Origin of the sequence: Flagellimonas rhodophyticola, assembly GCF_049332665.1 — a bacterium.
Classification (GTDB): domain Bacteria; phylum Bacteroidota; class Bacteroidia; order Flavobacteriales; family Flavobacteriaceae; genus Flagellimonas.
Genome location: NZ_CP186326.1, coordinates 1,977,119 through 2,001,955, shown reverse-complemented (window position 1 = coordinate 2,001,955; position 24,837 = coordinate 1,977,119). Strand labels below are relative to the sequence as shown.

Annotated in this window: 25 protein-coding genes; 15 read left to right on the top strand and 10 right to left on the bottom strand. The window is 39.2% G+C overall.

Annotation, left to right across the window (positions count from 1 at the left end; genetic code table 11):
- Window positions 1–2: 2 nt before the first annotated feature.
- Together ACOKFG_RS09040 and ACOKFG_RS09035 are read left to right on the top strand one after the other, a co-directional pair.
- Window positions 3–554: a PepSY-associated TM helix domain-containing protein gene (locus ACOKFG_RS09040; RefSeq protein ID WP_422861099.1), complete on the top strand. Its 552-nt coding sequence runs from the start codon at window positions 3–5 to the stop codon at window positions 552–554.
- On the top strand, window positions 554–832 hold the full coding sequence (locus tag ACOKFG_RS09035) for a DUF3817 domain-containing protein (RefSeq protein ID WP_298793601.1): 279 nt from the start codon (window positions 554–556) through the stop codon (window positions 830–832). The genes ACOKFG_RS09040 and ACOKFG_RS09035 overlap by 1 nt, the downstream gene beginning before the upstream one ends.
- 103 nt (window positions 833–935) lie before the next feature.
- Here ACOKFG_RS09035 and aroQ read toward each other — a convergent pair whose 3' ends face one another.
- Both aroQ and ACOKFG_RS09025 read right to left on the bottom strand, forming a co-directional pair.
- On the bottom strand, window positions 936–1,349 hold the full coding sequence (gene aroQ, locus ACOKFG_RS09030) for a type II 3-dehydroquinate dehydratase (protein WP_298793600.1): 414 nt from the start codon (window positions 1,347–1,349) through the stop codon (window positions 936–938).
- An 87-nt stretch (window positions 1,350–1,436) separates the two neighbouring features.
- A complete protein-coding gene (locus tag ACOKFG_RS09025; protein WP_298793599.1) occupies window positions 1,437–1,952 on the bottom strand; it encodes a hypothetical protein in 516 nt (171 codons plus the stop codon).
- Between the two features lie 128 nt (window positions 1,953–2,080).
- Here ACOKFG_RS09025 and xerD point away from each other — a divergent pair, with 128 nt between their 5' ends.
- Window positions 2,081–2,977 (top strand): site-specific tyrosine recombinase XerD, encoded by an 897-nt coding sequence (gene xerD / locus ACOKFG_RS09020; RefSeq protein WP_298793598.1) that lies wholly within the window; start codon window positions 2,081–2,083, stop codon window positions 2,975–2,977.
- 15 nt (window positions 2,978–2,992) lie between these two features.
- On the opposite strand, the gene ACOKFG_RS09015 is transcribed toward xerD, so the two are convergent.
- The gene (locus ACOKFG_RS09015; protein WP_298793849.1) at window positions 2,993–4,300 is read right to left on the bottom strand and encodes an NAD(P)/FAD-dependent oxidoreductase; all 1,308 of its coding nucleotides are present in this window, start codon (window positions 4,298–4,300) and stop codon (window positions 2,993–2,995) included.
- A 146-nt stretch (window positions 4,301–4,446) separates the two neighbouring features.
- On the opposite strand from ACOKFG_RS09015, the gene ACOKFG_RS09010 reads away from it, so the two are divergent.
- From ACOKFG_RS09010 to ACOKFG_RS09000, 3 genes are all read left to right on the top strand, one after another.
- Window positions 4,447–5,826: an amidohydrolase gene (locus ACOKFG_RS09010; RefSeq protein WP_422862186.1), complete on the top strand. Its 1,380-nt coding sequence runs from the start codon at window positions 4,447–4,449 to the stop codon at window positions 5,824–5,826.
- A 69-nt stretch (window positions 5,827–5,895) separates the two neighbouring features.
- On the top strand, window positions 5,896–6,390 hold the full coding sequence (locus tag ACOKFG_RS09005) for a sigma-70 family RNA polymerase sigma factor (RefSeq protein WP_298793596.1): 495 nt from the start codon (window positions 5,896–5,898) through the stop codon (window positions 6,388–6,390).
- A gap of 2 nt (window positions 6,391–6,392) precedes the next feature.
- Window positions 6,393–7,037 carry a hypothetical protein gene (locus ACOKFG_RS09000; protein WP_422861098.1) on the top strand — a complete coding sequence of 215 codons (645 nt, stop codon included), beginning with the start codon at window positions 6,393–6,395 and terminating at the stop codon, window positions 7,035–7,037.
- Here the strand turns inward: ACOKFG_RS09000 and ACOKFG_RS08995 are convergent.
- A complete protein-coding gene (locus tag ACOKFG_RS08995) occupies window positions 7,034–7,846 on the bottom strand; it encodes a lysophospholipid acyltransferase family protein (protein WP_298793594.1) in 813 nt (270 codons plus the stop codon). The genes ACOKFG_RS09000 and ACOKFG_RS08995 overlap by 4 nt on opposite strands.
- A 36-nt stretch (window positions 7,847–7,882) precedes the next feature.
- Window positions 7,883–8,524, bottom strand: coding sequence for an NUDIX hydrolase (locus tag ACOKFG_RS08990; protein ID WP_298793593.1), 642 nt, complete (start codon window positions 8,522–8,524; stop codon window positions 7,883–7,885).
- On the opposite strand from ACOKFG_RS08990, the gene ACOKFG_RS08985 reads away from it, so the two are divergent.
- Window positions 8,523–9,236: a peptidylprolyl isomerase gene (locus tag ACOKFG_RS08985; protein WP_298793592.1), complete on the top strand. Its 714-nt coding sequence runs from the start codon at window positions 8,523–8,525 to the stop codon at window positions 9,234–9,236. The genes ACOKFG_RS08990 and ACOKFG_RS08985 overlap by 2 nt on opposite strands.
- Here the strand turns inward: ACOKFG_RS08985 and ACOKFG_RS08980 are convergent, their stop codons facing one another.
- Together ACOKFG_RS08980 and ACOKFG_RS08975 are read right to left on the bottom strand one after the other, a co-directional pair.
- Window positions 9,237–9,848 carry a trimeric intracellular cation channel family protein gene (locus ACOKFG_RS08980; protein ID WP_422861097.1) on the bottom strand — a complete coding sequence of 204 codons (612 nt, stop codon included), beginning with the start codon at window positions 9,846–9,848 and terminating at the stop codon, window positions 9,237–9,239.
- A gap of 2 nt (window positions 9,849–9,850) precedes the next feature.
- On the bottom strand, window positions 9,851–10,576 hold the full coding sequence (locus ACOKFG_RS08975; protein WP_299484753.1) for an RDD family protein: 726 nt from the start codon (window positions 10,574–10,576) through the stop codon (window positions 9,851–9,853).
- A gap of 34 nt (window positions 10,577–10,610) precedes the next feature.
- Between ACOKFG_RS08975 and ACOKFG_RS08970 the strand changes: the two genes are divergently transcribed.
- The 6 genes from ACOKFG_RS08970 to ACOKFG_RS08945 are packed head-to-tail and all read left to right on the top strand — an operon-like array spanning window position 10,611 to window position 16,773.
- On the top strand, window positions 10,611–11,579 hold the full coding sequence (locus ACOKFG_RS08970; RefSeq protein ID WP_299484750.1) for a stage II sporulation protein M: 969 nt from the start codon (window positions 10,611–10,613) through the stop codon (window positions 11,577–11,579).
- The gene (locus tag ACOKFG_RS08965) at window positions 11,560–12,498 is read left to right on the top strand and encodes a hypothetical protein (protein ID WP_298793588.1); all 939 of its coding nucleotides are present in this window, start codon (window positions 11,560–11,562) and stop codon (window positions 12,496–12,498) included. Before ACOKFG_RS08970 ends, ACOKFG_RS08965 begins: the two co-directional genes overlap by 20 nt.
- A complete protein-coding gene (locus tag ACOKFG_RS08960; protein WP_298793587.1) occupies window positions 12,498–13,214 on the top strand; it encodes a hypothetical protein in 717 nt (238 codons plus the stop codon). Before ACOKFG_RS08965 ends, ACOKFG_RS08960 begins: the two co-directional genes overlap by 1 nt.
- 3 nt (window positions 13,215–13,217) lie before the next feature.
- Window positions 13,218–14,429 (top strand): DUF4350 domain-containing protein, encoded by a 1,212-nt coding sequence (locus tag ACOKFG_RS08955; RefSeq protein WP_422861096.1) that lies wholly within the window; start codon window positions 13,218–13,220, stop codon window positions 14,427–14,429.
- A gap of 3 nt (window positions 14,430–14,432) precedes the next feature.
- Window positions 14,433–15,431: an AAA family ATPase gene (locus ACOKFG_RS08950; RefSeq protein WP_299172097.1), complete on the top strand. Its 999-nt coding sequence runs from the start codon at window positions 14,433–14,435 to the stop codon at window positions 15,429–15,431.
- Between the two features lie 7 nt (window positions 15,432–15,438).
- The gene (locus ACOKFG_RS08945; protein WP_422861095.1) at window positions 15,439–16,773 is read left to right on the top strand and encodes a DUF58 domain-containing protein; all 1,335 of its coding nucleotides are present in this window, start codon (window positions 15,439–15,441) and stop codon (window positions 16,771–16,773) included.
- On the opposite strand, the gene ACOKFG_RS08940 is transcribed toward ACOKFG_RS08945, so the two are convergent.
- From ACOKFG_RS08940 to mnmA, 3 genes are read right to left on the bottom strand one after another with little or no spacing between them, the layout of a single operon-like run.
- Window positions 16,770–17,237, bottom strand: a complete 468-nt coding sequence (locus ACOKFG_RS08940; RefSeq protein WP_298793583.1) for a hypothetical protein — start codon at window positions 17,235–17,237, stop codon at window positions 16,770–16,772. The genes ACOKFG_RS08945 and ACOKFG_RS08940 overlap by 4 nt on opposite strands.
- A gap of 40 nt (window positions 17,238–17,277) precedes the next feature.
- Entirely contained in the window at window positions 17,278–18,222 is a 945-nt protein-coding gene (locus ACOKFG_RS08935; RefSeq protein ID WP_298793582.1) for a nitronate monooxygenase, read from the bottom strand.
- Window position 18,223: 1 nt separating this feature from the next.
- Window positions 18,224–19,414 (bottom strand): tRNA 2-thiouridine(34) synthase MnmA, encoded by a 1,191-nt coding sequence (gene mnmA, locus ACOKFG_RS08930; protein WP_298793581.1) that lies wholly within the window; start codon window positions 19,412–19,414, stop codon window positions 18,224–18,226.
- Between the two features lie 431 nt (window positions 19,415–19,845).
- Here mnmA and ACOKFG_RS08925 point away from each other — a divergent pair, with 431 nt between their 5' ends.
- Both ACOKFG_RS08925 and ACOKFG_RS08920 read left to right on the top strand, forming a co-directional pair.
- Window positions 19,846–21,753: a fasciclin domain-containing protein gene (locus ACOKFG_RS08925; protein ID WP_298793580.1), complete on the top strand. Its 1,908-nt coding sequence runs from the start codon at window positions 19,846–19,848 to the stop codon at window positions 21,751–21,753.
- 73 nt (window positions 21,754–21,826) lie between these two features.
- Window positions 21,827–24,793 carry a fasciclin domain-containing protein gene (locus tag ACOKFG_RS08920; RefSeq protein ID WP_422861094.1) on the top strand — a complete coding sequence of 989 codons (2,967 nt, stop codon included), beginning with the start codon at window positions 21,827–21,829 and terminating at the stop codon, window positions 24,791–24,793.
- Window positions 24,794–24,837: the final 44 nt, after the last annotated feature.

The window sequence follows — 24,837 nt, the reverse complement described above, 5'->3', positions numbered from 1 at the left end:
TCATGAAATGGAACAACAGAAATATCCATAGGGATATTGCATATTTTTACATTGGCCTCATTATAGCTTTCTCTTTTTCAGGTATTATTTTGAATCATAGGCAGGATTGGTACCCCATGGATTATGCTTATGATACTGAAGAGGTTCAAATAGCGTTGCCTGATAATCCCAAGAGTCTGGACTCCGAAGAGTTTATCAGATCCATTGCTGAAAAATGGGATTTGCAAGATAAATATGATGGTCATAGAATCCGGGGAGAAGAGCTTCGTGTTAGTTTTAAACGCAACATTACGCTCGATATCAATACCAAAACAGGAAAAGCTTTCTTGGAATACAAAAGAAAAGTTCCCGTGATTGGTCATACCATGTTTTTGCATAAGAGTACAAACAGTTTTTGGATTTGGTACTCTGATATTTTCGGCGCCGCCATGTTGGTAATTGCTTTTACGGGACTATTCATTACCAAAGGAAAGAATAGTTTCAGTAAACGAGGCTGGAAATTGGCCTTAGCCGGTGTTCTATTTCCTTTGTTGTTCTTAATTCTATTTGCCTGATGCTTAAACTATTTAGAATCACAGCAATTTTAGAGGGAATATCCTATCTCCTCTTATTCGGATTTACCATGCCCCTGAAATATTGGGCCAATATCTTGGAGCCCAACAAAGTTGTTGGATACATCCACGGAGGGCTTTTCATAGCGTATGGCTTGATCGCTTTGCTATTTTGTTGGCAATACAAATGGAGCATTAAGCGCTTTCTGGTACTCTTTGCGGCCTCTTTATTGCCTTTTGGAACCTTTTATGCTGATAAGAAATACTTAAAAGACGCTTAATCAATTCTCAACAAGACTGCATCCCGATAGAAATTGGGGTTGTTTGTGATACGAAAAATATGCCCTTATCAGTTCTCAAAGACAATTACCCAAGGTCCGGTAATTACAAAAAGCTTTTAATGGCCAGATCATAACTTTGAAGACCAAATCCCAATATTACACCCTTCGCTCCCGAAGAAATGTAAGAAACATGTCTAAAATCTTCCCGCTTGTGGGTATTTGATATATGGACCTCAACGACGGGAGCGTCTACCGCCTTTACAGCATCTCCAATACCTACAGAAGTATGGGTGTAAGATGCCGCATTTAGGACAATACCATCATACTCGAACCCAACTTCTTGGATCTTATCTATCAACTCCCCTTCGATATTGGATTGAAAATACCCCATTTGGACTTGAGGGAACTTTGCCTGCAATTCAGAAAAGTATTCTTCGAAAGTGGTGTTTCCATAAACCTCAGGTTCGCGTTTGCCCAGAAGGTTTAGGTTCGGTCCGTTGATTATCATCAGTTTCATACGCTCAAAAATACAACAAAAAGAAAAGGACGGAAAAATCCGTCCCTTCCATAAGTTTATATTTTGTGGTCTTCTCTTCTTATCTAATTAAAACAAGAATAATATTCCTATCGATGCTATAGAAAAGGAAAAATCATCTTCGACAACCATATAGGAAACGTTCAATTCTGTATTTCCCGTGATATTATAGCCAACTACAGGACGATAATACAATCCTCCTTCCAAACCTTCAGTGGTTCCAAAGGCATAACCACCATCAACTCCCAACTTAAATTGGTACGTTGGATATAATCTAAAGGAAGCGGCTACAGGCACAAATTGAAAATCTTCGAATTCACCTGAAATCGTAACTCCACCCTGTGATTCGTTAATTGTTTCCCCAAAAGCGTTTACAAATCCCGTTGCAACACCCACATCCAATAATTCAGAAACACCCCAGTGACAGGCAAGGTCCAACCCAAGGCTGAAACTGGATAAATTCGCGGCATCACCGACAGGTATACCGGCATTCAAGCCTGCTTTAAAATTGCTTCGATCTACTTGTGAATGGGTTGAAAAAGCTACAAAGAACAAAAAAATACTTGTTGTAATGATTGTTTTCATGTTTGGTCAAAGGTTTTTTAGAATGTTAAAACGCAGTCTTGCCAAAAAAAGTATCCAAAAAACTTCAAGTGTTAAAATCGAAAAAGGAGGTAGCGTCAATACTATTTATTTGTAATTATCTTTAACCAATGAACTGGAAGCAGGCCTTACAGGATTATCAGCATTATTTGAAAATAGAGCGCGGACTTTCCGATAATTCTATTTCCAGTTATTCTTTGGACTTACAAAAGCTCATGGATTACCTTGATTTACATGAAATCGTAGCTTCCCCGATTCAAATTCAACAAGAGACAATACAAGAGTTTATTTATTCCATTGCTAAAACCGTTAATCCACGTTCTCAAGCGCGAACCATTTCCGCCCTTAAAGGCTTTTTCGGTTATCTGGTTTTTGAGGATTATCGGCAAGACAATCCCATGGATTTGGTCGAAACCCCAAAAATTGGTAGAAAATTACCCGACACGCTGTCCATTCAAGAAATCAATGCTCTTATCGAAGCCATAGACCTTTCAAAACCAGAGGGAGAACGTAATCGAGCCATTTTGGAAACTTTATATGGCTGTGGGCTTCGGGTATCTGAACTGATTAATCTAAAGCTTTCCGACCTTTTCTTTGATGAGGATTTTATAAAAGTAACCGGAAAGGGGAATAAGCAGCGTTTTGTCCCGATAAGTGCCGTGAACAAGAAATACATCAATATTTACAAAAATGAAATTCGAGTGCATATACCTGTTCAAAAAGAGCATTTGGACTTTCTTTTTTTGAATAGAAGGGGAAAACAATTGACTCGGGCAATGATTTTTACGATAATAAAGCGTTTAGCCGAAAAAATCGGGCAGAAAAAAAATATAAGCCCCCATACGTTCAGGCACTCTTTTGCAACGCACCTCTTGGAAAATGGTGCTGATTTAAGGGCCATTCAACAAATGTTGGGGCATTCGAGCATTACCACTACCGAAATTTATATGCATGTAAACCGCAAACATCTTACCGATGTTTTACATGCTTATCACCCAAGAAAATAAATATATCCCGATTGTTTAGACAACAGTTTCTGTTTCTTTGGAAACGCTAGTATTCCTTTTATACGGTCTGATAATGAGTCTCGCCTCCCGGTCAAATCGGATATAATTGTAAACCCAATTGATAAAAACCACTACCCGATTTCTAAAACCAATTAAAAAGTACAGATGGACAAACATCCAAACAAACCATGCAAAAACTCCTTGAAACTTGAACCTTGGTAAGTCACAGACGGCTTTGTTTCTACCGACAGTTGCCATGCTCCCTTTGTCATGGTATTTAAAAGGTTTTAAAGGTTTATCCTCTATCAATCGGATTAGATTTTCTCCTAAATTCTCACCTTGCTGAATAGCGGGCTGTGCCATCATGGGATGTCCATGCGGGAAGACTTCAGTTTCCATTTGTGCAACATCGCCTACTGCAAAAATCTCCTTAAATCCATCAACTTGGTTAAATTGATTTACCTTCAATCGATTCCCTCTGCAAAGTATTTCTTTGGCGTTCAACCCATCCAGACAGACCGCTTGAACACCAGCTGCCCATACCAAAGTGGCAGACTCAAAAGAGATATCCCCATCAGTGGTTACATGTTTTCCATCATAATCCATAACTCTAATATCTTTCCAAACATGCACGCCCAACTTTTCTAAAAACCGCTCTGCCTTACTCGAGGCAATCTCGCTCATCGCCGGAAGAATTCTATCACTTCCTTGTACCAAATTGATTTGCGCTCTTCGTGTATCCAAGTCGGGGTAGTCCTTGGGTAAAATTCCTTTCTTTATTTCAGCCAATGCACCTGCCAATTCAACTCCGGTAGGCCCTCCTCCTACAATTACAAAATTCATTAGGGCATCTCTTTCATGAAGGTCATCAGTCAATAAGGCTTGTTCAAAATTCTGGAGAATCAAGCTCCTAAGGTTCAGGGACTGTGGAATGGTTTTCATGGCCATTCCTTTTTCTTCGATATTCTTATTTCCGAAAAAATTTGTTTTTGAACCCGTTGCGATTACCAAATAATCAAAGCCAATATCCCCAATATTGGTTGTCAACCGTCTATTTTCAGTATCCACCTGAAGTACTTCTGCCAACCGAAAGTAAAAATTTGGGTAACCCTGTAGTACTTTACGAATCGGATACGCTATGGAATCCGGCTCCAATCCACCAGTGGAAACTTGATACAATAAGGGTTGAAAGGTATGGTAGTTATGTTTGTCCAGAAGAACTACCTGAATTTCTTTTTTGGACAATTTTTTAGCTAATGCTATGCCTCCAAAACCACCGCCAACGATGACGATTCGGGGAAGACTTGATTGTGGAATATTCATGCTCGACATGTATACAAATTTACGCATTCCCATGCTGGAAAAAGGACTTTAGGCCTCCTTTTTTAGTATATTTAACCTGACTAACAAAACAAACTGAAATGAGACTCACACACCTTTTTATTTGGATTATCGTACTATCTCCCCTAATGGGTTTTTCTCAAAAGGATGAGAAAGCTGTGCTTGCTAACTTAAGTTCCAAAACAGAGCAATACGGAGACATTGCACATCAGATTTGGAACCTTGCCGAAATGGGTTATTTGGAAGAAAAAAGTTCAGCGCTTTTACAAGAAACGCTTTCAGATGCCGGATTTTCCATTAAAAAGGGAGTTGCCGGGATTCCAACCGCTTTTATAGCAGAATATGGCTCGGGGTCTCCTGTAATTGCCATCTTGGGAGAATACGATGCTTTACCAGGTTTGTCACAACAGGCGGTGGCTGAAAAAAAATCAGCGGGTAAAGCTGCGGGGCATGCATGTGGACACCATCTTTTTGGGACTGCTTCTACGGCTTCGGCCATTGCAGTTAAGGATTGGATGGCTACCAATAAAATCCAAGGCACAATCAGATTCTATGGATGTCCTGCGGAAGAAGGAGGGTCAGGGAAGGTTTATATGGTCCGGGAAGGACTTTTTAACGACGTTGATATTGCACTACATTGGCACCCTGGGTCGCAAAACGCAGCCAGTGCCGGCGCGGCTTTGGCCAATAAATCAGCGAAGTTTCGATTTTATGGGACATCAGCCCACGCTGCAGGAGCACCACAAATGGGACGTTCCGCTTTAGATGGTGTAGAGGCCATGAATGCCATGATAAACATGATGCGAGAGCATATTCCGCAAGAGGCTAGAATCCATTACGTTATCACTGATGGAGGAAAAGCCCCCAACGTTGTCCCCAACTTTGCCGAAGTATATTATTATGCCCGACACAATCAAAGAGATGTGGTCATTGATATTTTTGACCGTATGGTAAAAGCTGCGGAAGGCGCCGCTTTGGGAACCGGGACCACTATGGATTACGAAATGATCGGTGGAACACATGAGCTTCTACCCAACTTGGTGCTTCAAAAATTAATGCATGACAATCTATCGAAAGTAGGCGGTATAACATATTCGGATGAAGAAAAAGCTTTTGCAGAAAAAATTTCCACAAGTTTTGGTTATGATAAGTTGGCTATTGAAAAAGCCACAGGTATTCAACCTTATAAAGAAACCGCCAGAGCCTATGGTTCCACAGATGTTGGGGATGTAAGTTTTGCAGTACCCACGGTCGGCTTGAGTGCGGCAACTTGGGTTCCAGGAACACCCGCTCATAGCTGGCAGGCCGTTGCCGCTGGAGGAACTTCCATTGGCACAAAAGGCATGATGGTCGCGGCAAAGGCAATAACCCTTACTGCTATGAACATATTTAAGAATCCTAAAATAGTGGAAGAAGCTAAGTTGGAGCTTGAAAAACGCAGGGGAAAAGATTTTAAATACATTCCTCTTCTTGGGGACAGGCCTCCTGCTTTGGACTATAGAAAATAAAAGTATTGCCAAAAATGCTGTAACAAAAGTCAATTTCTTAATACCTATACAGCAAACTTACCAACCATAGTGAATAAAGAACTTGAACATCGTTTTGTGACGGAGCTTGAGAGCAATCAGAATATTGTTCATAAAGTATGCAGTCTGTATACCAATAATCGGGATGCACACAACGATTTGTTTCAGGAGATTACTATACAATTGTGGAAAGCGTATCCGAAGTTTCGAGGAGATGCCAAGTTCAGTACCTGGATGTACAGGGTAGCCCTAAACACGGCTATCACCCTATACCGAAAATCCAAGAAAAGGGTGCAGACACAAGACTATGATTCGGTAATTTTTAAGATTAAGACCGACGAATACGATGATACCGAAGAAAAGCAATTGAAGCTCATGTACAATGCTATAAAGCAATTGGGCGATATTGATAAGGCCTTGGTCTTTTTGTATTTAGAGAATAAAGATTACTCTGAAATATCAGAAACCTTGGGTATAACCGAGGTAAATGCTCGAGTGAAAATGAATAGAGTAAAAAATAAATTAAGAACCATATTAAATCCTTAAGCATGGTGGATGAACTGGAACTCTTGAAAAAGGACTGGCAGAAAAAGGGTGAACACCTTCCTAAACTGTCCTACGATGAAATATATAAGATGATTTGGAAAAAATCATCTTCCATAGTCAAATGGATATTTTATATCAGTATTATTGAATTTGTTTTCTGGGCAGGGATAAACATTATTTTTAGCGACCCAAATTCCATGCAAGAACTTAAGGCAATGCACATTTACAATGTGATGATGGTATTGAACATTGTCAATTATGGTGTAATTCTCTACTTCATTTTTAGTTTTTATAAGAACTATAGAAAAATCTCTTTTACTGATTCTTCCAAAAAGTTGATGGGTGCTATCCTTAAAGTCAAAAAAACCGTTACTCACTACGTTTGGTTTAACCTTATAATTTTCACCATCACCATGTTAATAAGCATTTATGGGGTGCTTGTATATGGTCCCGAAGGAAAGAAAATAATTGAATCAGCGCTACAAGATGTAAATGAAATAACTTTTTGGATAATGGTCTCTATAATTTCTATAGTCTTTATAGCGGTGCTACTCCTGTTGATTTGGCTTTTTTACAAATTGCTTTATGGAATACTTCTTAAAAAGCTCAAAGAGAATTATAATGATCTAAAGAAACTGGAGGTTTAGTCTCCTTTGTAACTATATCTTCTTTTCTGATGTTCGGCTTCGTAAGCTGCCAATTCTTCTTTTGGGATTACCTTTAAAAAAGAAGGATGTTGTTCAATCGCATATTCCAATTTTTCCAAGATAGAATCGATGGATTCGTTATCGTAATCTATTTCCAAAGGCTGCTTGATATGCATGGATTGCAATATCCCTTTCTTTTTGACGCGTAGTCCTTTTTTATCAAAAGAGCGTCTAAAACCATCAATAACCACCGGAACAACCACTGGTTTATACCTTTTGATAATATGCGCAGTCCCTTTACGTAAAGGTTTCCATGGAGTTGTGGTTCCCTGTGGAAAGGTAATTACCCAACCATCATCCAAGGCTTTTGCGATGTTACTTATATCACTGAACTTTACTTGTCTATTTACATCCTGCCCATCTGCACGCCAAGTTCTTTCTATGCTAATGGAGCCTGCATAGGCCAATATTTTTGCCAAGACACTTTGCTTCATGGTCTCCTTGGCAGCCACATAATAAATATTCAGTTTGGGATTCCATAAATAACCCAAGTTTCTAATATTATCATCCCTTCCTTTCAAACTGGCATTGAATACATGGAACATGGCAACAACATCTGCAAAATATGTCTGGTGATTGCTTACAAAAAGGACATTGGCATCCGGTAAATCCCGAATAATCTGAGATCCTTCGATTTCCAACTTATTAAAACCTTTGTAACGCTGATGCGTGATAGAACCCGCAACGCGAATTAACCATCGTTTTAAAAACAAAATATGTCCGAAAGGATTTTTCTTAAACAGCCCCATATAGTATGCCTTGCGGGCTAATTTACAAAATAGCAGCTAAAGCACCTGTTCCAATAGTTCTTTGATTTCACTCAACATCATTGCAGTTGCTCCCCAAACTGTATAACCATTTAATTTATAGGCCGGTACATTAATATTTTTAGCGTAGGAAGTTGTAAGGTTTTCTTCGATGTGATTCGACTTGTCCAAAAAATCCTTCAAAAACACCTCAACCAAGGCCTCCACCTCAGTCTCCTGAATCAAAAAAGGTTTTGGCTGTTGATAGATGCCAATAAAGGGACTAACCATAAAATTGCTCGGAGGAATGTAAACCTCACTCAACTCCTTTAAAACCTCAACAGCATCTGGAGCAACGCCCACTTCTTCATGTGTTTCACGTAATGCAGTTTCCAACAATCCATTATCCTTCGGCTCAACCTTTCCGCCCGGGAATCCAATTTGATTGGAATGTACCCCATTATAAGTCTTTCTGAGAATCAGAAGTAGCTTCGTGTTAAAATCCATATCCGGGTAAAAAAGAGCCATTACTCCTGCCCTTTTCGGGTTCATTTTCTGAATCTCGTTGGATTTCAACCATTGCACACGCATTGCGGGTGACATTTTATGATGTGAATCTTCTCCGGGTAGTGGTAGATTTTTTATTTTTAAAACCTGTTGGTAAAATTCCTTAAAATCCATGTTTTTAAAACAAGCTACTTTAACTACAAGTATACTATTATTTTTTCTGGTCTCTTGTGCAGAATCACCCAAAAAGAGCAATCCGAAAGTTGAAGATTCTGTTGTTCAGACAGATTCAATTCCGGAGAAAAAAGAAATTGTTGAGGAGCAAAAAGAGGAGGTTTTTGTACTTAATGAAGAAAATGCCATTGATTTCTTTTTTAACTACGCCAAAGAGGTGAAAGAAAACAAGGTACGATTAACCACCAGTATGGGAACTTTTACTGTTGAGTTGTACGGCAATGTACCCTACCATAAAGCCAATTTTATTTATTTAACGCGTAAAGGGTATTTTGACAATACGCAATTCCATAGAGTAGTAAAGAATTTTATCATCCAAGGTGGAAATTCTGATGATAAAGAAACTTCTAAAAAAAGAAGGTTGATTGGTCGATATCTACTTCCCCCTGATGCGAAAAAAGGACACAAGCACCATAGAGGCACCATTTCTATGCCTAGCAGTGAACGCAACAACCCCCACAAACTAGCCTCTCCTTATGAGTTCTTTATTGTGGTTACTAAACCTGGCTCTTATCATTTAGATGGTTCTTACACTCCATTCGGAAGGGTCATTGAAGGGATGGATGTGGTAGATGCCATAAACAACGTCCCAGTAGGCGACGGAGATTGGCCATGGCAAAATGTATATATTTTGAAAGCAGAGGTACTCTAACTAAGCTTTCTTCTTATAAATATTGGGAAGGCGGATGTCCAACTTCACAGCCAAAATACGTAGTGAAATTACCAAAATTATAGCGGCCATATAGGCGTAGTCTTCTGGCATGGGCAGTTTCACAAAAAGAAAATAACTAAAGCCTCCCGCGATACAGGCGGTTGCATAAATTTCCTTTCTAAAAATCACCGGGATTTCATTACACAAAATATCCCTAAGCACACCACCGAAACTAGCCGTCATTGTACCCAATGCCACACACATAACTGGCGAAAGACCTGCTTGTATGCCTTTTTCGATGCCAACCATAGTGTACAGCCCGATTCCAATCGTGTCAAACAAAAACAATGATTTTCTTAAATATCTTAGTTGATTGACAAAAAGAATCCCAAAAACCACAGTGATAAAAATCGTTGTAACATAAATTAAATCACGCATCCAAACAACTGGGGTATTTCCAATAAGTAGATCTCGTAAGGTTCCTCCTCCAATTGCCGTTACAAAAGCAATGATCAATACCCCAAATAAATCCAAACGCTTTTCCATGGCTACAAGCACTCCGGAAAGAGCAAATGCAACGGTTCCCAATATGTCAATGGTCTGATAAAACATATTTACATTTTTTGGGTGTAATAATTGTAATCTTTTAAAACGGTATCTAGAAATTGTACATCATACAAATCCGATTTTATACTTAATAAGCCCTCAACTTTGCTTCGCAGGGCGGTAAGGGTTTTAAAATCGTTGCTTCTTCGTGCAATCAAAAAAGTATCTTTTATCAATCTTACGTCTTTATCTGTCAATAGTGTGACATTTGTAAACTGTGGTGTATATTCTTCCTTGATTTCTTCCAGGATAGTGTGGGAAACCTTGGTCTTGTTCTTTGTGCTGATCACAACAGTTCCGGCCGCAGCATCTCCAACCCGTTGTCTTCGTTCAGAGAAAAGTATGGACAGTATTCCAATAGACCCCAAAAATATCCAAATGTCCACTAACCGCAACATCCATCGCACCAAATAGTTGCTCCAATGGACCGGGGTCCCATCCAATCGGACCACTCTCATTTTCAATAACATTTTTCCCACTGTTCTGCCATTAAAAATGCTATGCATCAAAAGCGAATAAAACATCGCCGGTAAAAAGATAAGTGCGGCCAGTCCTCTTTGAGTCCAGGTATCTTCATAAATATATCCCATCGCATCAATAATAATATTGACCAAAAACGCATACATCCAAAGAATGAAACCATCAATTAAAAATGCAACGATTCTTTCGCCAATGCTGACTATTTTATAATCTAGATTGACATTTTGCGTTGTATTGATTTGGAGGTTACCCATATAACCGTAATTTTAGCTTAACGAATTCTTATTTATGCGCGAGGCCGCCTTTGTGAAACAAAATAAGGAAAAATGGATTGCTTTTGAAAAAGCACTTTCCTTAGGCTCCAATACTGACCCGGATAGCTTAGTGGATGGTTATATTCAGTTGACCAACGACCTTGCATATGCACAAACGTATTACGATCAAAGTAAGACTTTATTGTATCTGAACTCCTTGGCGTCCCAAGCACATCAAAAAATTTATAAAAACAAAAAAGAATCGGGAAATAGGATTATTGATTTCTGGCTACGTGAGTTTCCTTTATTCTTTAAGCAATATCATAGCACATTGGGAATCGCTTTTCTTATTTTTTTGGTTGCATCGGCCATAGGCAGTATTTCGGCACTGAACGATTCTTCATTTGTACGTTTAATTTTGGGAGACGCCTATGTAAATGAAACATTGAACAACATCGCAAATGGTGAACCCACGGCCATATATAAAAGTGGAAGTGAGATAGGTACTTTTTTGGGAATTACAATAAATAATATACGTGTGGCTTTTTTGGCTTTCGCCTTTGGAGTAATTACCAGCATAGGAACAGCTTATATTTTGTTTAGTAATGGTGTAATGCTTGGTGCATTTATCACCTTTTTTTACACTAAAGGGGTTTTTTTTGAGGCCAATAAACAGATTTGGTTGCATGGAACCATAGAAATATCTGTGATAATTATAGCAGGTTGTGCCGGACTTATTATGGGGAACAGCATCCTATTTCCAAAGACATTCTCCCGAAGGGTTTCCTTTATGAAAGGCGCGAAAGATGGTCTTAAAGTAGTGGTTAGCACCATACCATTTTTTATTATTGCCGGTTTTATTGAAGGTTTCATCACTCGCTACTCCAATATGCCCAACTGGCTAGCGTTTTCCATTATAGGAACATCTTTATTCTTGATACTTTTTTATTACATCTTATACCCAATAAAAGTTAACCGATCATATGAAAGACAAATACATTGAACTGAGGATAAACCGCGATTTTGGTGACATCCTTACTGTCTATTTTGACTTTTTAAAACAGAACATCAAGAAATTCACCAATGTTTTCTTGAGCTATAATGGCGTGTTTCTGGTAGGCCTGCTCATCACCAGCTATTTATTGGTGTCTGGTTTCATCGGTCTTATCGCTGCAGAGGGCAACTTTTTTGGTACTGGTCCTGCCCCGACTAATGAAGATACCTATTGGATTTACATTGCAGCCGGGAGTATTTTGTTTATCATAATCTTTCTACTAGTTGCCGGTCTCAACTTTAGCCTCAGCTCATCCTATTTGGTAAAATATGATGAACAAAAAGGTATGCCCTTCGATAAGAAAGAGGTTTGGGAATTGACCAAAAGTAAATTGGGAAATACATTACTTTTCATTTTGCTGTTGATTCCGATTTATCTTGTCTTTATGATTGCGGCCATAATCTTTGCCTTTATTCCATTATTGGGAATGTTTGCACAATACATCGTCCAATTTTTTATCACCGCCTGGATAGGAGTTTCCTTTTTCAGTATGATGAGCGAAAATAAAGGTGTGACAGACGCTTTTGGCGAAGGATGGAATTTGGTCACTAAAAGCTTTTGGAAATCCGTTGGTGTGAATTTCATTTTAGGATTACTAAACGGGCTTTTGTTTTTTATCATTTTGATAATTCCATCAGTAATCATCGGAATTTATGTCTTCCATGATGTGCAGAGTGGCGCCACTGAGGGAGGTTCTGTGGTATCAACTATTGTCTATACCTTGGGTGGCTGTTTAGTATTGATTTTGATGGTATATGCCCAATGTCTTTCCCAATTTGTGAATGGTATTCTCTTTTATGCCCTTCACGAGAAAACCTATAACATTAACACAAGAAGTAAAATTGATCAAATAGGACAGTCCAACTAGTGATAAAACATAGCATTACTTTATTCTTTCTTTTATGTATCACGATAGCGTTTGGTCAAAACGATTCTATTGCAATACCCGTTGACCAAGAATCCCTGCTGCAAGACCGCATTCTGGATGAGGATTTGAGCAAAAAATATACTGGTGACGAATTCAATTATGAGGTAAAGACAGGTGAATCGCTAAACCTATTGGCACGGTTTCTTAAATGGCTTTTAGAATCATTGGGCAGTGCTTTTGGAGTTGATATTTCACCTCAAACCTTGGTGATTTTGGAATATATTATTTATGGCTTGATGGGACTTCTGGTCATATTTATTCTGATTCGAATATTCGTTAATGAAAAGTTCAATGCCATCTTCACAAAAAAAGCCAAGCCCATTGTAGACGTTGACTTTGCTGAGCAACATATTGAAACGGTGGACCTAGACGCTTTGATGGCCTTAGCTCTTGAGAACAAGGATTACAGGCTCGCCGTTCGTTATCAGTTCCTAAAAATTTTAAAGCTATTGTCTCAAAAAGAGATTATTGAATGGCATTTTGAAAAAACCAATCTAGACTATCAAAAGGAAATTGGTGAAGTCAAACTGCAGACCGAGTTTCAAAAAGCATCGTACCTGTACGAGTACATTTGGTATGGAGAACAATACATTGATGAAACGGGTTATTCCAAAACCAGTTCTCGTTTTGCAACCCTAAATAATCTGATTAACTAATCCATGGACAAGCGATCTAAAATAGTTATTACGATTTTCTCCCTTGTGGTCCTTGGAATCATAGTTACTGAAATTGTACGGCCCAAGCCCATCAACTGGAGACCATCTTATACGGCCGTAGATAAAATTCCGTTCGGGTGTTATGTGCTTTACAACGAGCTATCCACAATGTTTGACAAAAGTGAGATTAAAACTGTTGAAGAAAGTGTTTATGATGCATTGGTCAATAAAGGCGACTCCCGGACCTCCAATTACATTTTCATAAATGATTATGTCGACCTAGATGAACAGGAAACCAATCAAATTTTGGATTATGTATCCGAGGGAAATACAGTTTTTATTGCTGCTACCGGTTTTGGATGGCAATTATCAGATACATTAAATGTTGAAATTGGTTCTGACTATAGTGTTGAAGAAGGAAGCAGTATTTTAAAATTTACAAACAATGAAATCCGTGACCAAAAATATGAGCTGTCGCGAGGCAATTTCAATTCCCACTTTACAAGTGTAGACTCAACCAACACTACCATTTTAGGACACATATCATATACGGTCGATAATTTCATTGATGACAAACCTTCTCAAAAAGTTACCAAACCCAACTTCATAAAGACAAAATTTGGAGATGGTTATTTTATTTTGAATACTACTCCCGTGGCCTATTCAAATTATTATATGCTCAAAGGAAATCAGGATTATGTATCTCATACATTGTCATATCTAGAGAATCAAGATGTTCTTTACTGGGACAACTACAAAAAAGCAGGTCGAGTTGTAATAAATTCGCCCATGCGATTTGTTTTAAACCAAACAGCTCTTAAATGGGCCTATTACCTAACTATGTTAGGACTCTTGCTTTTTGTTTTCTTTAAAGCCAAACGAGAACAGCGCATTATACCTGTAATAGAGCCTTTAAAAAATTCTTCGGTGGAGTTTGCTCAAGCCGTGGGTTCTCTTTACCATCAAAACAAGGATTTTACAGATTTGAACCATAAAAAAATCAACTATTTTCTGGCGTATATTCGGAATAGATACCTTATGGATACCAGCCAATTGAACGAAAAAACCATTCAGGTTTTAGCGGCGAAAGCTGGTAAAGAACCCAAAAGAACAAAGGAACTAATGGAATATATCATCCATTTAAAAAACAAAAAATCACATACCGAACAGGAGAGTATTGAACTCAACAAAAAAATAACCGCATTTAAGCAATAACAGATGGAAGAAAAAGAACCACAAGGAGATGCCCTGAAGTTTAACCAAAGAGTAGATCTTACCAAATTACAGGAGGCTGTTTCACAAATAAAGTCAGAGCTGGGAAAAGTCATCATTGGTCAACAAGATATGATTGAACTGTTGATTATCTCAATTTTGGCCAATGGCCATTCATTAATAGAAGGAGTACCGGGAGTTGCCAAAACAGTAACTGCAAAGCTGCTGGCGAAGACCATGAATGTAGAGTTCAGTCGTATACAGTTTACCCCTGACCTGATGCCAAGTGACATTTTGGGCACCTCCATTTTTAATGTAAAAACTTCTGAGTTTGAGTTTAAGAAAGGTCCTTTGTTTTCAAACATTATTCTGATTGATGAAATAAATCGAGCTCCTGCAAAGACCCAGGCAGCTTTGTTCGAAGCTATGGCCGAACGTCAAATTACCATGGATGGGACTGAATATGCCATGCAACCACCCTTTTTGGTCTTTGCCACACAAAACCCAGTTGAACAAGAGGGAACGTACCGTCTCCCAGAGGCACAACTGGACCGTTTTCTTTTTAAAATCAATGTACAATACCCAAGTTTAGAAGAGGAAATCCAAATATTGGAGAGCAAGCACGAACAAAAAAACACCGAAGCGGAAGATCTGATTAATAGTATTCTGTCCGCTAAACAAATTGCTGAATACCAGGACACCATTAAAGAGGTCATTGTTGAGCAAAATCTGCTAAAGTATATAGCCGCTATTGTGGACAATACACGTAGCAATGCCAATCTTTATCTTGGTGCTTCTCCAAGGGCCTCTATTGCCATAATGGATGCTTCCAAGGCCTTGGCAGCCATAAACGGTCGGGATTTTATTACTCCAGACGATATTAAAAAAGTGGCGGGTCCAATATTAGGACATAGAATCATTCTAACTCCAGAACGAGAAATGGAAGGCTTGACATCTGAACAAGTTGTAAAGCAGATTGTTGAAAGTATTGAAATCCCGAGATAGATAACCCTTGAAAAGATTATTTAAACATACCTTTTTTCAGAAGCGATTTTTTGTTTCGTTGGTCGCCATTATTGTGGGCTTTTTGCTATCATTTATTTACAATGATATTTATGGCGCGATTAAAGTTTTATTTTATGTTTTTGTACTCTTCTTGATTATTGATTTCTTACTGTTGTTTGCCTCCAAAGGAAACTTAGCAGGAAGTAGAATTCTTCCCGATAAGTTTTCAAATGGAGATGAAAATCCGATTCAACTGGAGATTTCAAACACTTATTTGTTTCAAGCCCAAATAAAAATCATTGATGAAATTCCATTTCAATTTCAGAAACGGGATTTTGGTCTGGAAAGTAAACTCGTAAGTGGAGGCACTAAAAGATATGATTATCAACTCAGACCGACCGAGCGTGGTGTCTATTCCTTCGGAAGTGTCAACGTTTTTGCAATTTCCCCAATTGGTTTTCTTTCAAGAAGATACACATTTGACCAATCACAGGAAGTACCTGTATACCCATCTTTTCTTCAACTTCAGAAGTACGACTTAATCGCTTTTACCAATCGACTGCACGAATATGGACTGAAAAAAATCAGACGGATTGGACATACCATGGAGTTTGAGCAAATTAAAGAATATGTTCAGGGAGATGATATCCGAAACATAAACTGGAAAGCCACTGCCAAGAAAAACCAGTTGATGGTCAATCAATATCAAGATGAAAAATCCCAACCCGTATACTCGGTCATCGACAAAGGAAGGGTAATGAAGATGCCCTTCAATGAGTTGAGTCTTTTGGATTATGCTATAAATGCAACTTTGGTCATCAGTAATATTGCCCTAAAAAAGCATGACAAGGCAGGAATGTTTTCGTTTAGTGATAAAATTGAAAATCGAGTGGTGGCGGAACGCCGGAGTTCCCAGATGAACCTTATTCTCGAAACATTGTATAATCTGGAAACCAACTTTATAGAAAGTGATTACAGCAGATTGTATATCGATGTAAAGCGGAATCTTAACCAACGGAGTCTGTTATTGCTTTACACCAATTTTGAGACATTGGATGCCCTTCACAGACAGCTTCCCTATTTACAGGCCATTGCAAAACAGCATTTATTGGTCGTCATCTTTTTTGAGAATACGGAATTGAATGAGTTTGCCGATAAAAATGCTAAAACAGTTCATCAAATTTTTGAACAGACCATAGCTGAAAAATTCATTTATGAGAAAAAGCTTATCGTGAACGAACTTCGGAAATATGGTATACAAACGATTCTGACCAAACCGAAGGATTTGACCATAAACACCATTAACAAATATCTTGAAATTAAAGCTAGAGGACTTCTCTAAGGATTAAAGGTATACCTCATTGAGGTAGTTAAATCAGGAAGCTCTGTACTCAAGGTAAGTACTGCGTTAGGACCAGATGTTATTGAAAAGTCCTTCCAATCCAAACGTTGGGTGGTAAGGCTCCCCATAGGTTTCTTTTTGTTGCGTTTTTTAGAAAATATTTCAATGGTCACACCTACAGTGACACCACCAAGTATTGTCGCCACCAAATCATCATTATCCCATTGGTTCCCTTCTTGACCGGAATCAACTGCTTCTTTTCCAAGGCCTATCAACGCGCCACCGGCAACAGCACCAACAAAGGTCCACGCTCGATTTCCATCGGAAATTTGTTTTGCCACTCCAGCTCCGACCAAACCAAAAAGATTGCCTCCCAAATAATGAAGCGCTTTATCTCGCTCTATTTGAGCAAATAGTTGCGTACCGATCATAAGGACCAGGAAGGTTGATAGTAGTGTTCTCATGTTGTCGGCTAAATGTAGCAAAATTCCGTTATGCGCTGTTTCACAGTCGATTAAGTGTATTCTTTATCCGACCAAATTCTTCAATCATATCGTTGATAATTTCTTCGGCTGATTTTATATCATGGATTAATCCAGATACTTGACCTATTTCAAGTTCACCTTCCTCCAAGTCCCCTTCAAACATACCCTTTTTGGCTCTTGCTCTTCCCAAAAGAATTTTTAGGTCCTCGACGGAAGCTCCTTTTGCATATGCGTTTTGTACATCATTGTAGAATTTGTTCTTCAACAGTCTAACAGGTGCCAACTCTTTAAGCGTTAATTGCGTATCACCCTCCTTTGCTAAAACAATCTGCTCTTTAAACAAATCATGGGATGAACCCTCTATACTGGCTGCAAACCTGCTTCCCACCTGAACTCCATCGGCGCCTAAAATCATCGCTGCCAACATAGCCTTGCCAGTGGCTATTCCACCCGCAGCAACCAAAGGAATATTGATTTTTTCTTTCACGGATGGAATCAAAACCATTGTTGTAGTCTCATCCCTTCCGTTATGACCTCCTGCTTCAAAGCCTTCTGCCACAATGGCATCCACTCCTGCCTCCTGTGCCTTTAGAGCAAATTTGACGCTACTGACCACATGAACCACCGTAATACCATTTTTTTGTAAAAACTCGGTCCAAGTTTTGGGGTTCCCTGCAGAAGTGAAAACAATTTTGATTCCATTTGCAACGATAATATCCATCAACTCCTCGATATTGGGATAGAGCATCGGGATGTTCACACCAAAAGGTTTGTTCGTTGCCTTTTTACATTTGTCTATGTGTTCTTGAAGGACATCGGGATACATGCTTCCGGCTCCTAATAGTCCCAATCCTCCTGCATTGGAAACTGCCGAGGCCAATCGCCAGCCACTGGTCCAAATCATTCCACCTTGGATTATGGGGTGTTCTATTCCGAAAAGTTGTGTAATCCTATTTTCATCCATATTATGAAATCACTCCAGATCCGATTAATTCGTCTCCTTGGTACCATGCAACAAATTGACCTTCTGTAATTGCAGATTGCTTTTCCTTAAAATCTACATAAAGACCATGGTCAGCTTTATGTAATGTAGCAATCTGCAAAGGCTGTCTATATCGAATCCGTGCCATTACATCCATCGTTTCTCCTGTTTTCAAAGCCAAATCTTGCCGTACCCAATGCAATTCATCATTGTTTACGAATAAGGTATTCCGTAATAACCCTGGATGTGATTTTCCCTGACCTGTATAGATAATGTTTTTCTCAACATCGGTATCTATTACAAACAATGGTTCTTTAGTTCCACCCACATTTAATCCCTTTCGCTGTCCTTTGGTGAAATAATGTGCTCCTTGGTGCTCTCCCACTACCTTTCCATCTTCCAAAGAATATTCCGGTTTTTCAGCATAAAAAGCCAATTCTTCGGATTTGGTTTTAAACTCCGGTGTTGTTAACAGAAATTGTTGGGCATTATTCGGTACTTCAACAATGACACCCTTTTTTGGTTTTAATTTTTGTTGTAAAAAATCAGGTAAATGTACTTTACCAATAAAGCATAATCCTTGGGAATCTTTTTTATCCGCGGTAATCAGATTGTTTTCAGCTGCAATCTTTCTTACCTCCGGTTTAAGAAGTTCTCCTATCGGAAACAATGTTTTAGACAACTGCTCTTGGGAAAGTTGACATAGAAAATAGGATTGATCCTTATTTGGGTCCTTCCCTGACAGCAGCTGATAGGTTTCACTACCATCTTCATTTCTAATTGTCCCCTTTCTGCAATAATGCCCTGTTGCCACATAATCTGCTCCTAATTGTAATGCGATTTTAAGAAAGACATCAAATTTTATCTCCCGATTACAGAGCACATCGGGGTTTGGGGTTCGACCTCGCTCATATTCATTGAACATATAATCAACAATACGCTCTTTATATTCTGCGCTTAAATCAACAGTTTGAAATGGTATACCCAACTTCTCAGCAACAATAAGTGCATCGTTACTATCCTCGACCCATGGGCACTCTTCGGAAATGATGACCGAATCGTCGTGCCAATTTTTCATAAAGAGACCGATTACTTCATATCCCTGTTCTTTTAGTAAATATGCTGCAACGCTAGAATCCACACCTCCCGAAAGTCCAATAACAACCTTTTTCATCTTACTCGTTCAATGTGCAAAAATACAAAAGAGTCGTTAGTAATCATGAGTGACCATTATCAACTTCGTCTTAATTCAAGCTTACAGTGATCTTTTCACTAATAGCTCTTTTCTGAACACTTTTAAAACCATGATTGATAGCAAAAAATCTTCACTCCTAGAAATAGTTTTAATGCATTATGTTTTAATTATAAACAATTTACTTAAACAATAAAATTCTTAGTAATAACAAGTATTGTAAACGGAATAAGTATTGAATTCGAAGCAAAGAACCCTACAATTACTTAAAATCAAAGGATTTTCATTTAATGTTTGATATCCTAGAATTCATTTTGTTAAATTTTTCACAAAAAACATTAAACAAAAGCAACCTTTTATGTTTAACTATATCTTTCAAACATTAAACAATTAATTTTCTTAAAAACAATCTCATGAAAGCACTAGTTAGACTGTCCCAAATCGCATTTTTTTGTGCAACATTCATTCTATCGTCATGTTCAAACGATGATAATGGAGTGGTAATTAACCCTCCCGAGGGTAGTAATATTGTAGAAACCGCACTAGCAACTGCAGACCTTAGCAGCTTGGTAAGTGCCCTTCAAAAAGCTGATGAAAGCGCCAGCAATGATCTAGTTAGTGCTTTAAGTGGGGATGGGCCTTTCACGGTATTTGCACCTACCAATGCTGCTTTTAATGATCTTTTTGCCCAGCTGGATGGTTTTGACTCATTGGATGATTTCAACACTGAGGAACTTCAGAATTTATTGGCAACTATCCTTACATACCACGTTATTGTAGGTGCTGCTGCTCAATCTACGGATTTAAGCGATGGTCAAACCCTTGCTACGCTTCAGGGCACAACCCTTACCGTATCAACCCAAGGTGGGGTATTCATATCTGATGCTACGGATGTTAGCGCAGAAGTCACTACAGCAAATGTTGAGACTACAAACGGTGTGGTTCACATCATTAATAAGGTTTTGCTTCCTCAGGCTATTCTTGACGAATTAGCGGATATCATTTTGGTACCCATTACCGATTTGGCAATTGGTAATGAAAATTTGGAAAGTTTGGTAGCTGCCCTTGTAGCTGCAAATGGAGATTTGCCGAATGTACTTCGCGGAGATGGGCCTTTCACTGTTTTGGCTCCTACGGATGCCGCATTCGACACCTTTTTGAATGGTGCAAGTTTGGGTGATATTCCAGTTGATGTGTTGACCAATGTACTGCTAAACCATGTTATTAATGGTGCTCTATTCCAAGCAGATTTGGAAGCTCTCGGTTCCGGATACTCAAACACATTGGCCACTGGAGCTGGAGATCAGAATATGAGTATTTTCTTTGATACATCAGATGGGGTAACCTTCAACAATGTTTCTTCAGTAGATATGGCTGATGTAAAAGCATTGAATGGGGTGGTCCACGTCGTAGACGCTGTAATTGATTTACCAAATATTGTAGATCATGCTGTTGCCAATCCAGGACTTACATCTCTAGTAAGTGCCCTAACAGATGGTGGAAATATGACTTTCACAGATTTATTATCCGATGAAGCAGAAAGCTTCACAGTTTTCGCACCTGTTAATGCTGCCTTTGATGCATTTACCAATCCAAGTGGAAACGATTTGAACGATATCCTTTCCAACCATGTTGTTGTTGGAGCCGCTGCATTTTCTTCTGGTCTTAGCAATTCGTATGTCAACACAGCAGCAGAATTCGATACTGATGAAAACTTAAGTTTATATATCAATACTGACGACGGTGTTACCTTAAATGGCGTAAGTAATGTGGCCATAGCCGATATTGTGGCAACAAATGGAGTGATACACGCTGTAGATGCTGTAATCGATTTACCAACGGTAGTAACCTTTGCAACAGCAGACCCGACTTTTGCATCTTTAGTTGAAGCGCTCACCACCGCAACACCCGCTACAGATTTCGTAAGCGTACTTTCTGCTCAAGATGGTGCCGGAAGTGATCCATTCACCGTATTCGCTCCAACAAACATGGCTTTCCAAGCTTTGCTTGACAGCAATATGGATTGGACCACGGTTGATGATATTGAGGAAGGTCTATTGACCAGCGTACTGCAACATCATGTAATTGCCGCAGCTAACATACGCTCAGGTGACCTTACACCAAATGGAGACACTGTTACCCCAGCTACTTTGGAAGGTGACACATTTACTATAACCTTACCGGGTACTAATGGAAATATTGCCGACGTAACTGATGGATCAGGCAATACAGGAATTGGAATAGATGCTGTTGACGTTCAAGCTGTAAATGGAGTAATCCATGTTTTGGATGCAGTTCTAATTCCAGATACAACAAATTAAATTCTTAAAAGAGGGGCACTAAAATGCCCCTCTTTACCTCAACAATTAATTATAACCTTTAAACACTTTTGAAATGAAAACAACCCTACACCTAAGGAGTTATCTCCTCATGATTTTATTTTCATTGTCACTATTCACAGCATGTGATAAGGATGATGACCAAGAAATCAACAGATCTTCCGAGACAGAAAGCAACATTGTTGAAACCGCTCAAGCAACCGATGCCTTAAGCTCTCTAGTAGCCGCCTTACTCAAAGCGGACGAAAATGAAAATTCTGATTTGGTTGGAACTTTAAGCGGAAATGGTCCTTTCACTGTTTTTGCTCCAACGAACGACGCTTTCACAGCCTTGCTTGAAAGTCTTGAAGGTTTTGACTCTTTGGATGATTTTGATACGGATGAAGAAAGAGCTATCCTGGCAACTATTCTTCAATATCACGTAGTGGCCGGCACTGCTGCAGCATCCACCGACCTTTCCGATGGACAGGCTATTGCCACAGTACAAGGTGAAGAAGTTACCATCAATCTGGATGGTGGTGTCTTTATCGATGATGCAACTGACATGGATGCTGAAGTTGTTCTTCCAGATGTAAATACTTCAAATGGCATTGTACATGTCATCAACAAAGTTTTATTACCACAGGCTATAATCGATGCGCTCAACGGACCCGGTACTTTGGTAGATATCGTTGTTCAAACCGAAGCTTTATCACTTCTCGAAGCAGCTGTAATCAAGGCTGACTTGGTAGATACTTTAAATAGTGATGGACCTTTCACTGTTTTCGCACCTACAGATGATGCATTTGAAGCACTTCTTATGGCCCTTGGCAATGATTACATGAGCTTAGAAGATTTTGATACAGCCGAAGAAATTGAGCTTCTAAAAAGTATATTGTTGTACCATGTTATTCCAGCACAGGTCCTAGAAGCTGATTTGGCAGCTGGTGAAGTTGGAACTGCTCTTACAGATAATTCAATAACTGTTATTGAGGAAAGTGGAGCTTTTGTTATTGGAGATGCTTCGGATACCAACGTCAATATTACTGGTACGGACATTATGGCAACAAATGGAGTGGCCCACACTATTGACAAGGTATTATTGCCACAAGCAGCTATTGACTTTGTAGCTTCTTTACAATTAAAGAACATCGTAGAAATAGCCATCGAAACAGAAGACCTAAGTGTCTTGGTTGAAGCATTGCAAGCAGCCAACGCTGGACTTGTTGAAACACTTAGCGGTGATGGTCCATTTACGGTTTTCGCGCCTACCAACGAAGCTTTTATAGCTTTATTGGATGCATTGGGAGATGATTATAATAGTCTTTCCGACTTTGATACTCAAGAGGAAATTGACCTTTTGGTAGATATCTTGACCTATCATGTGGTTGCGGGTACAGCCGCCTTCTCAACGGATTTATCTGATGGACAACACATCGCTACCGTTCAAGGTGATAATGTTGGAATTAATATAAAGGATGGATATGTTCATATCGTTGACGCCTCCGATGAAAATGCAAAAGTTGTCCTTCCCAATGTAAAGGCAAGCAACGGAGTTGTGCATGTAATCAACAAAGTTTTGTTACCTCAATCTGCTGTTGATTTTGTGGCTTCATTGCAGTTAAAGACCATTGTTGAAATCGCAATTGAGACTGATGACCTAAGCTTATTGGTTGAAGCATTGCAAGCAGCCAACGCTGGACTTGTTGAAACGCTTAGCGGTGATGGACCATTCACCGTTTTTGCACCAACCAACGAAGCTTTTGGTGCACTTTTAGAGGTGCTAGGAGATGACTACAACAGTCTGTCTGACTTCGATACACAAGAAGAATTAGACCTTTTGGTTGACATCTTGACCTATCACGTGGTTTCAGGAACAGCTGCTTTCTCAACGGATTTATCTGATGGACAACACATTGCCACGGTTCAAGGTGACAATGTTGGCATCAGCCTAAAAGATGGACACGTTTACATCGTTGATGCTTCTGATGACAATGCTAAAGTTGTTCTTCCAAATGTTGGGGCCAGCAATGGAGTGGTTCATGTAATCAACAAAGTCTTATTGCCTCAATCCGCAATAGACTTTGTGGCTTCATTGCAGTTAAAGAATATCGTAGAAATCGCTATTGAAACTGACGACCTAAGTCTATTGGTTGAAGCTTTACAAACTGCAAATGCAGGTCTTGTAGAAACTTTGAGCGGCGACGGACCATTTACCGTTTTTGCACCGACCAACAAAGCATTTGAAGATTTATTGGGAGTATTAGGTTTCCACAGCTTAAGCGATTTTGATACAGATGAAGAAATTGACATATTGATAAAAGTACTTACCTATCATGTCGTTGCAGGAACAGCTGCTTTTTCTACCGATTTATCCAATGGTCAACAAATTCCAACAGTACAGGGAGAGTCAGTTGGAATCAATATCAAAAATGGCACTGTCCACGTAGAAGATGCCACAGATGACAATGCAACAGTAGTCCTACCTAATGTGGAGGCCAGTAACGGTGTGGTACATGTAATCAATAAAGTATTATTGCCTCAGGAAGTCCTAGATATCCTTTACCCTCCTACTCCAAACATTGTGGAGTTGGCGCAATCTGTTGATGATTTAAGTCTACTGGTTGATGCCTTGATTCAGGCAGATGCTGGCTTGGTTGACGTGTTAAGTGGGGATGGGCCTTTTACCGTTTTCGCTCCAACAAATCAAGCTTTTATCGATTTGCTCCACGCGCTTGGAAGCCAATATAATAGCTTGGAAGATTTTGACACCGTAGAAGAAAAAGCGCTTCTAGCAAAAATCCTTACGTATCATGTGGTGGCCGGTGCAGCAGTTGCATCTGGAGACCTATACAACCATCAAGAACTGCATACGGTTCAAGGAGAATCCCTTTTTGCCATCATCAATCACGGTGTATTTATTAGAGACAAAACCCATGTTGATGCAAAAGTCGATGGTCCGGATAACGAGGCAAGTAACGGTATAGTTCACATTATCGACAAAGTGCTATTACCTCAAGAAGTATTGGATGCGCTTCACTAAATATCAGTGTCATTAAACACTGAGTTTGTAAGTCAAATATTACA